Here is a 9,869-nt window from a genome sequence, read left to right as displayed (position 1 = left end):
CAAATTAACTATAGTGGTTAAATTTTAAACGCGACAGGTAGTCTGACAGAGAGGGAAGTATTAGTTTGTTTAATAAACTCGAAATGTCTTTTTTATTTTTTAGACGTGCATTGATGCGCGTTTCTTTTTGATAAACATTCAATGCTTTCAGGTGTTCTGCGGATTCATCTTTATAGTCCAGATAGGCCAAAGCAGTAATAAGCTCTTCATTTTCCATTCTGTCTCTATAGTTTTTTCCTGTTGGTTTTTTGACGTAAAACCACTCTTTTATCTCTTTAGCAAATCCCTTTATTGAAGATGTAACCTCTGGATGAATCCACGAGTTCCACATTTCGAAACTGTGCTCGCGAATTGGATACGGTTTATCATTTAGCCGTATAAATAAATCGATTGGATCAAAACTTGGGTTTATTTTTGCGTCGATAGTTACGACAAACATTTCGAAATCCCATACTTTATCCTGCATATTAGATGGAAGCTCAGAAAATGATAAGCCCTCGAACTCTTTCAAAACCCTCATATTTTTCAACTTGAAATTTTTCAGTTTTGGCTCTTGGAACTCATTGTTTTCATCAATGAACCCTTCGCCTATAAACCCAAGGAAAGTAAGCAACCGTTGCTGTCCGTCAATTACTTCATTGATTGCATCATCTCTCTTAAAAACAAAGATTGCAGGTAAATTTATTCCTAATAATACGCTCTCAATTATCCCGCTAGCCTTCGTAATATTAATTGACTCTTGTCGTTGGTAACTCGGCCGCAGCAAAAACTTGCGCCTTTTTAAAACTCCGAGTATTGATTCAATTGGTGTTCGAGTCGGATCTGGTTTGTTTATTCGTAATGATTCAAGTTCATCCAACTTATCATCAATCATGTCCTCCTTTTTTATGCCTTGCTTAAGCTCATTGTTTCTCTGATCATAAATACCTAAGTTAGCCTCAGTACTCTTTTCTAATATCTCTAAAGTAGCGCGGTAACGGTGGAGCACTTGGTTTCTGAAACCATGATCAACCATCGTGTAGGTATCTGGTTCAGATATACACTTCTCAACAAAGAAATCCTTAAACTTGTCGATTACCTCCGTAGAAAATCGTCCCTCATTACTGAGGATGTATAATCCCCAGGTAAAGCATTCATACATCAACTTGTTATCTTCGATATTTGAAGATTCGAGAACATCTCGAAGTTGATCGGTTATATCAATTTTGTCTTTAAAGTCCTGAAAAATTATCTCGGGATCAGGAGATGAATCAGCTAGCTGTTCATAAAAATGGCGGGATAAATCTCTTTTTGTAGCTTCAGAATAATAACAAAGAGGGATTTTATATTTTGTGATGATGTCTCTAACAAAAGATAATACTTCGCTTAAGATTTTATTTTCGTCACGACTCCCTCTAAAATTAAAAAACAATTTTGAAATTTTTGCCAAGAGTGCTTCATCTTCACGCAGCGATCCTTTTAGATAATTTGTTAAATCATCTGAATCAAAAATCGCATTATCAATCTCGAATTTTTTTAGTGGGGTAATCCCAGTATTGTATCTCCCAAAAATTTCTTTTTTTACCTTATCCTGTAATAGCGGATCTAGTATAGGTTCGTTTACGACTCGAAACTCTATGATCCTTAGTGTAGCATCGAGAAAAATATTCATCACATTTTCAGGCAAGGTCGAGAAGCTCTTACCTTTCAGTGATTTAAATTGTGAAAGCCCTGATTCCACTAACTTAAATTCATCTTTCTGAAATCTCAAAATCGTTTCATATCGCTGTCGACCGTCTATAACTTCTTTCTCGTTTTCTGCACCAAAGAAAATAAGCGGTGGGATTTCTGTACCTAAAATTATACTCTCGATGAAATACGTAGCTTTTCTCGAGTCCCAAACATAATTACGCTGATAATACGGGTCATATATCGTTTTTTTTCTCGAGCGAATGTGGAACATCGTATCAATGGACATAGAATACGACTCGACCTTCAAATGATTACGAAATATTTTCTCAAATTGTGCTTGAGCGTAGGTTTCATCATATAAATTCATAGACCTCTCTCCTATCTTCCCTAATTAAAGTTAACTAATCATTACACAATTTTACGAAGTTGGATATAAGTGCCGCAGTAAATCTTCTGACTTGAATCAAACGTAAACATGTGAAACTAGCAAATCAATTCGTTTAAAAAATGCTAATTGTGCGGCCGTTAGTTTTCACACCTGAAGTTTATTCTCACTGGAGTTTGTCGGACTTTTTGCTGCCCGTCTGCCATTCAATTCACCGTTTTTGGTTATCTGAACGTTCACGATCAATTTTGGGCAAGGGCATGTTGAGTTGGGACTCTTTAATCCCTTTTTTATATGCATTGTATTGCCAGATCGTAAACATTTGCTTGTATTTGCGGTTTTGCTCTTTGAGCTCTACTAATTCAGCTTCGAGGTTTGCAATGCGTGACGCAGCGGCATTTAAGCTAGCTGGACGAGGTTTTTTAGGGGCTTTCCCTTTTAACGCATCTTTTTTCGCCTGATAAGCAGTTGTGATGGCCTCATGCGCGTTGAGCGACTGCCTCGTAGGGAACTTACCTACCAAGGGTGCAGCTTCTTCGCAAATGGCAGACCACGTAAGTTTTGCTTCCTCCCACCCCCGAATCAGATTAACGATTGCAGAAATATCTTGTCTGTTGAGATGTTTAGCCAATTCCGCCTCCAAGCATTTTAGAGATATCTTCTAATACTGATGCCTCTTCGTTATCAGGATGATCACTACTAATAGATTCCACCGCTTTTTTCTGCGCGACACGGCGTAACTGACTGAAGTCATTGCCACGTAATTTAATCTGTGCGCCTTCTTCGATCTCAGGGTTTTCAATTATGCTGACTAACTCACGTAACCTAGTTGCTGTTTTTTGGTGATAGGTAAACCACCTGTCAGCCCCTGCATCGCCCTCTTCAACAACTTTTTCCGAATTTTTCAATAGACCCTCTGTTCTTACCAAACGCTCCTTCATGCGCTCTAGTTTTGATGAGTCTCCTTTTATGCAGACCTGCTCTGAACAGTTGATACAATCACGATATTTTTCACACGGACTCATTGTGTAGTCATGAACACAGAAACCAAACTCGGTAACATGTGCCGCAGCTTGCTCTAATGTGTTAAATTCTTGTGCCGTAACAGGTAAGTTCTTGCTAACTTCTCCAACAGGGCCAAACATCGTTTTGGATGTATCAATCTTTTCCGCCATAGCGACCAACTCGTACTCAGTCATATGGTTGTAAGTGCGATTTTGCCTCACGTCTGCGCGACCTGACCATTTGGCTATTTCGAGGTTTGAGAGGCCACCGCGTTGCGCAATGGTATTCAACAAGTGCCGTGCCTGATGCGAAGTTACTTTTAAGCGTTGTCCGGTCGCAGAACGGTAATCATGCCGGTCAAAGATGTTTCGATGGGCATGTCCCAGAATGTTTCTAATTATAATGTCGTTGTTGAAAAAGTTGTTTGTGGGCTGATGCAATTCAACAGGCAAGCAGCCACGGTTGCCATGAAATTGATTTTTGTTTAATGCAAACAATGCATTGCTGTACTTAATCCCTTTCTCTCGGTCAAAAAAAGGAAAATCATCAGGTAAACGCTCTTGAATATGAAGACATAGAGTATCCAACGTATACCTACCGTCTTGAGTAGCCAACCCTCTACTACGGAGGTTTGTTAAAGCTCTGTCATTTTTTAGTCCCAATGCTTGGCAAACTTGTGTTGCTGTGAGAGGTTCGTCATCAGCTACCTTAGGACAATTTTTATGTCGGTAGAATTTGTCAGGGTGCTTTTCTATCCATGTAGCCAGTTTTCTAGCTTCTGACGATAATTGTTTTGCGCGTTTGACTGCGGTTTTCGCGACCTCAACCATTACAGTGGGAATCCACTTAATATCGCCTTCAAAGCCTTTTCCAGAAAAGAAACGCCAACCATAGCGTTCGACGCCATTATTGTCCTTCTCTATTACTTCACAGTCTGCGGGCAATGCAAGAATTTCAGAAATTCTTGAAGGCGCAGACATTAACATCGCAAATACTGAAGTTGTGAATATGTCTCGACCGTCGCTAGGGTCGCTGGCAAATATCTCTGCCAATGCATTCAAAGCGATCTCATCTGGCAACTTTTTATCTCTTGCCGCCTTTGCTTCTTTGCCCGTTTTTGTTGTATCGCTGGGCCTCGGAATAGGACTCTTCCATGTCTTCAAATTTGCAGGGATTAGATGATGGGTTGAAACAAATCTCGCTAATCGTTCTATCTCTCTTCCGCAGTGATATGCACCTCCGTCAGAATAATGTTGCTTAGTAAGTACAATCGCCTCATCCAAACAAACAATGGATAACCCCACAATCGAAGCATTACCATTCACTTGGATGAGTGCTGATTCAACGGCTCTTAGAGCCTTTAGTTCATTCTTTGTACCAGTCGGTTTATGGCCTTGTTGATAACGAAAATATGCCTTGGCAAATTCAACAAAATCATCAGCCATCAATTGCTCAGGTCTTGGTTTACGAGTGGTCACACCTAGCTTGGCGAACACAGCTAATTTTGGCCAAACATGAGCATTCCAGTCCAGCTCCGAACCAAACACCGTAAGTTCGTCGCGACATTTATTAATAAAAGCGCGAAGGTTTTCCTCGGCTGTAATTTCGGCTCGCGGTTTAAAATGGAACAAATTAGCCATTGTTACACTCTCCTTGCTTCTGAAGTTCAGCCCTGCGCTTTTCACATCGCAAAATAACATCAGCAACAGCGACAATACTTCTATCCAGAACTGCCGCAATTTCAATGTCACCAGTAATGCTTTTCACTCGTTCTCGCTCATCCAGCAAGTCTTGATAAACTTCCTGATGCGGGCCATCTAGCCAAGGCTGAAAATGAATACATGTGTAACAGGGGATAGGTACATTAGCACCACAAAAACCATGCTCGCCGCATGTGCCAACACCTTTACCAACTCCAGTACGAATCCTACTTGATGGATCATCACCTCGTTCGGCTTCCTTCTCTGAATCAACCAATACACCTGCAAATGCCTGAGCATATGGTGCGAGTTGAAAACCTACCGCTGCATCAAGTCGTTCAACATGTTCCGGTATGTTTTTTACGTACACTCCTGCGTTTTGTGTGTCTCGATGATCAAGTAGTTCTGCAATCACCAACTCTCCGAATCCCTCACGGGCAGCTCTGGTTCCTGTTGTATATCTAAAGCGGCGAGCATTTATAAATAGGTTCTCTCCCGTACGCTCTGATTTAACGCCAGCTTCTTCGGCAGCAAAATGGAGAATGTCTGTTACTTCCGCAGCAGACATATGTAATTTGTCACTTGTCAGTAACGCTCGATATTCGGCTGGAGAAGTAACTTGAAGTAATACCCTGTAATCCGGGAACAATGGAATTTGTTGCCGATCTTGTTCTTGCAACTGAAACCCCAATTTTTTCTCTGTTAAGGTGACCGCATTCTTGGCTTGAGCAGACAGAATGGACCATAGCTCATGGGTGATCGCAAAAGGTTTAAATTCAGCTCTGAAGCCTTCGCCATGCTTGCCTCTGGGGACATTAAGCACATAGAAGGGTTCACCTTTGTTGTTAGTCCCGCAAAGAACATCAACAACTCTTAAATGAGAAATCTGTATTGGTCGCCGTCCAGTGTTACTCGTCACCAGTGAAATGGCTAAATCTGAGGTTTTGATCTGATCTAGCTCATAAGCTTTAACGACGCCTTCGTTGAAGGCTTGCAACTCATTATCTGTTAGTGGTCCTTGGGTTGGATCTTTTCGTTTAACGGCATCGCCTTTACGATTACCTTTAATAGTCCAACCGTCGAGCAACGTAATAATTTCTTCGCTAATGCCAAAATAGCCAAGCTGATACCATCGCCGTAAAAACCCTCTGATAGTGCCTAAATACCATTCTGTTGCCTTGGTCAAAGATGCGCGGTAATTAATCAATACAGTATCAGTTATTTCATTGGCTCCGGTCTCTCGAAGCAAATGCTGAAAGCGTTCAACAACATTTTTTGTATGGCTTGATGAAAGATTTGATGCATAAAAACTGAGCGCACTTAAACATCCATTCAACACTTCGCCGGATAAGGAATTATGAATTACACTCAAATTAGTAGAGGTATTTTTATCCAAAACCCAAGTAGTGTCGTTAACATCAAAGTCATAACCCTTTGCCTTAGCTTGTATCCTTGCTGTAGAACCATTATGAATGACTAATAACTGCTTCTTTTCTTCATTCATCATTACGTAAATCCTTTGGTAGACGAGTCCCGCTGCTCTCTTGAAGTGCTAAAGCAGCCTTATTTGCCTGCTCTTGTCTAAAGCGCTTGTTGTAATGTGCGGCAGACCCAGAGCCGGGTTTCCAGCCCATCAAATAAGAACGAATTTGCTCTTGCCTTTCTTCACTTGGGGGGTTGTCCATTGAATCCATAAGCTCGGAAAACTTACGGTTCCATGTATGCCTGAGCTTATGCCCTGTCAAAGCATATAGTTTTGGTGAAACTGCTTTTACGACAGTCATTACTTTATGGTATCCAGACTTCGAGATCGGCTGCCCAACAGTAGGACCAGATTTGTGTGTCACAAAAAGAAAGTTATTTCGCTTTGCATTAGGAACCATGCGACGATCTATTGTCACATAGTCATGTAATTCCTTGCTAAGTGTTTCCGATACAGGCAAAGTTCTCTCTAACGTTTTCACATTTGGCTCATTCACACGCGGGTCATCTTTTTCATCTGCACGCCTGATAACTTTCACTTGGTGCTTTGAAAAATCGATATCTGAGACCTTGATGTTAAGTAACTCTCCACCTCTTAGTCCTAGATGATAAAGCAACAATACTATTAGCCTGTTCCTGCGTTGAACTTCCGCTGTAAATGGGTTTTGCTCAGAACCAATTCGGATGACCTCAAACAACGCATCTAATTGAATGTCATCTATAGATCGGTCTATGTCGTTATTGCGTCCTTTCCTTGATGGACGCCTAGACTTAATCTGCGTTTCAATTGCATCAATTTGCTTAGACTCTATTGTTGAAGGTCTTGAAATAATGTGACTCGTAAACCACTTCAGATATTCAGCAATTATCGTTAACCGATTATATTGAGTTGAGGACTCAACACAACCCTCAGCTTCCTCCAATTCTTCTAGTGAAAACATAGAAAGCACAGAATCATCGACAGGACTGGATAGAAACTTCCTTTGGGTGAAATCTCTTAGGTCATCAAGCTCATGAACTTCAAAGAATGTTCTGTTAATTACTCGCTGTTCGAGATCAATTGTCCGTCTGTCCAAGAAACGGAGTAACACAACTAAACTATTAGCGGCTGACGAGATAGAAGAAAATGAATTGGACTTAGTATTACGAACCTGAGTAGTGAGAAATAAATTAGGATGGAATACAGGCAATCCTGTAGCTTTGTCGATCACTAAACAGTATCGCTCTCCACTATCCATCACAAATACAGTTGTTCCGTAATCACCATTCATTGCGCACCCCATTCTTTACATTTTATCAAGGTACACAATAAGCAAATAATTGTCAACCAATTCTTTACACTAAAATTCTAACCATAAAAACAAAAAAGCCCTTATATATAAGGGCTTAATTAGAATTATTTACAGAATATGTCTCAGGTAAACTCTAGAACGGAATATCGTCATCAAAGTCAAAGTCTGGCTCAGCCATCGGTTTAGGTGCACTTGCTGGCTGTTGTACAGGAGCTTGTGGTTTTTGATACCCTGAGTTACTAGCTTGGTTATAACCGCCTTGGTTACCGCCACCCTGGTTGTAGCCACCTTGATTACCGCCACCTTGGTTGTAACTGCCTTGATTTCCACCTTGTTGAGGAGCGCCACCGCCGTTACCGCGGCCACCTAGCATTTGCATTTGGTCCGCGACAATTTCTGTTGTATAACGGTCATTACCTGATTGGTCCTGCCATTTACGTGTTTGTAATTTACCTTCTAGGTAAACTTGGGAGCCTTTGCGTAGATATTCGCCGGCGATTTCAGCCAAACGACGATACATGACAACTTTGTGCCATTCAGTTCTTTCTTGTTGTTGACCTTGTTGGTCTTTCCAACTTTCAGATGTTGCAATACTTAGGTTACATACAGCGCCACCGTTGCCCATAACGCGCATTTCAGGATCGTTCCCCAAATTACCCACTAATATCACTTTGTTTACGCCTTTTGACGCCATAAATCACCTCTGCTTTTTGGGCTGCAACCGTTTCTAGGAACAGACAATCGGTCCGTTTTCTTCGTTATTGAATTGCAGCTTTTGCTTGATCTAATGCAAACGCTTTGGCATCTACTTTGAGGTAGGCTGCGTTCTCATTTTCGACAATCGTTATGTCCTGAACACCTGTAACCGCATTGAGTTTTTCAGCGAGTTCTGACACTGACCATTTCTGTAAATCTAATGCTAGTGTAACCCTTTTTACGCGTTGATGGCTACGCAAATTTCCGATTAAAATTAACCAAAACACACCAATCGCAATACACACAGTATAGAGCACTGTCGGAGAAAAACTATCGATCGCAAGACCAGAAATAATCCCGCCTAAAAATGCACCAAAAAATTGAAAACTCGCGTAAATACCCATCGCTGTGCCTTTTTTGCCTGCAGGAGCGATGGCTGAAACAAGTGCCGGTATATTGGCTTCTAAATAATTAAAACCAATAAAGAAAACTATCACCATGAGATAAATTCGCCACAGCGCAAAATCATCTGACAAACTATATGCGAGCAGTCCGTTGAAGCAGACCATGAGTGTTGCGATACTCATAATTAATACGATTTTTGCTCGTTTTTGGGCTATGCGCATAAAGACCATTAATCCCAAAATAGACACCAACAATACCGGTAAATAGACTTCCCATTGGGCATCTAGTGCAATACCTTGGGCAACTAAAATGCCGGGCAGTTGGACAAATAACACAGTGATAAAAAGATGCAAAAAACACACACTCAGGTTTAGTATTTTCAGTTGTGGGTGGAGTAACAAGCGTTTCACTTGCTCGGCCCGAGGGAGTGTGTCAGCACTAGGGGCTATATTTTGCGCATTGGGTACGACAAACAAAACTAAGAACATACCCGCTATACTGAACCCACCAGTGATAAAAAATAGACCAGATAAACCATAATCTCTAGCTAAAACAGGTCCAAGCAATAACGCGAGATAAAAAGAAAACCCAATTGCGATACCGATAATAGCCATGACTTTAGTGCGTTGTGTTTCTCTGGTAACATCAGCCGCTAAAGCCATAACCGCACCGGCAATTGCCCCGGCACCTTGTAAAACTCTGCCGATAATGACCCATGTCATACTGTCGGCATAACCGGCAATGAAACTGCCCAAAGCGAAAAAAATCAGTCCTATTAATATAACCGGTTTACGGCCTATTTTATCTGAGAGCATCCCAAATGGAATCTGTAAAATCGCTTGTGTTAATCCATAACCACCGATAGCAACACCTACATGCCAGGCTGAAAAGTCCGGGTAATCTACTGCCAAGATTGCCAGTACTGGCATGACCATAAACAAGCCGAGCATACGCATCACGTAGATACTTGCGAGGGAAAGTGCGGCTCTTAATTCGGTTGCGTTCACAAAATTTCTCTTTAAATCTGATTCAGTACTACACAGGAAAAAGTGCACGCAGTTTAGCATATTTTCCCCATTTGCTAATGGGTAATTTACCTACGCCATTGGTACTGCAAGAAATGCACATAATTGTCCTAAAGAATGAACAAAAACAGGGAGATGAACGTAAACAAATATTATTTTTTGGATTAGGTATGGCATACTTGATCTTTTATGATTCAGCACTTGGATA

General features: G+C 41.1%; 7 protein-coding genes. All 7 read right to left on the bottom strand.

Annotated features, from left to right (window positions below):
• Positions 1–4 precede the first annotated feature (4 nt).
• The gene (locus tag NLF92_RS04740; protein ID WP_254099378.1) at positions 5–2,038 is read right to left on the bottom strand and encodes a DUF262 domain-containing protein; all 2,034 of its coding nucleotides are present in this window, start codon (positions 2,036–2,038) and stop codon (positions 5–7) included.
• Between the two features lie 229 nt (positions 2,039–2,267).
• Positions 2,268–2,687, bottom strand: coding sequence for a hypothetical protein (locus NLF92_RS04735; RefSeq protein ID WP_254099377.1), 420 nt, complete (start codon positions 2,685–2,687; stop codon positions 2,268–2,270).
• A complete protein-coding gene (locus NLF92_RS04730; protein ID WP_254099376.1) occupies positions 2,680–4,701 on the bottom strand; it encodes an integrase in 2,022 nt (673 codons plus the stop codon). Before NLF92_RS04730 ends, NLF92_RS04735 begins: the two co-directional genes overlap by 8 nt.
• A complete protein-coding gene (locus NLF92_RS04725; protein ID WP_254099375.1) occupies positions 4,694–6,268 on the bottom strand; it encodes a site-specific integrase in 1,575 nt (524 codons plus the stop codon). Before NLF92_RS04725 ends, NLF92_RS04730 begins: the two co-directional genes overlap by 8 nt.
• On the bottom strand, positions 6,258–7,514 hold the full coding sequence (locus NLF92_RS04720; RefSeq protein WP_254099374.1) for a tyrosine-type recombinase/integrase: 1,257 nt from the start codon (positions 7,512–7,514) through the stop codon (positions 6,258–6,260). The genes NLF92_RS04725 and NLF92_RS04720 overlap by 11 nt, the downstream gene beginning before the upstream one ends.
• Before the next feature lie 154 nt (positions 7,515–7,668).
• Positions 7,669–8,229: a single-stranded DNA-binding protein gene (locus NLF92_RS04715; protein ID WP_254099373.1), complete on the bottom strand. Its 561-nt coding sequence runs from the start codon at positions 8,227–8,229 to the stop codon at positions 7,669–7,671.
• 64 nt (positions 8,230–8,293) lie between these two features.
• Positions 8,294–9,643, bottom strand: coding sequence for an MFS transporter (locus NLF92_RS04710; protein ID WP_254099372.1), 1,350 nt, complete (start codon positions 9,641–9,643; stop codon positions 8,294–8,296).
• Between the last annotated feature and the right edge of the window lie 226 nt (positions 9,644–9,869).

Origin of the sequence: Opacimonas viscosa (genome assembly GCF_024199005.1) — a bacterium.
GTDB lineage: Bacteria > Pseudomonadota > Gammaproteobacteria > Enterobacterales > Alteromonadaceae > Opacimonas > Opacimonas viscosa.
This window is presented reverse-complemented; position numbering and strand designations above follow the sequence as displayed.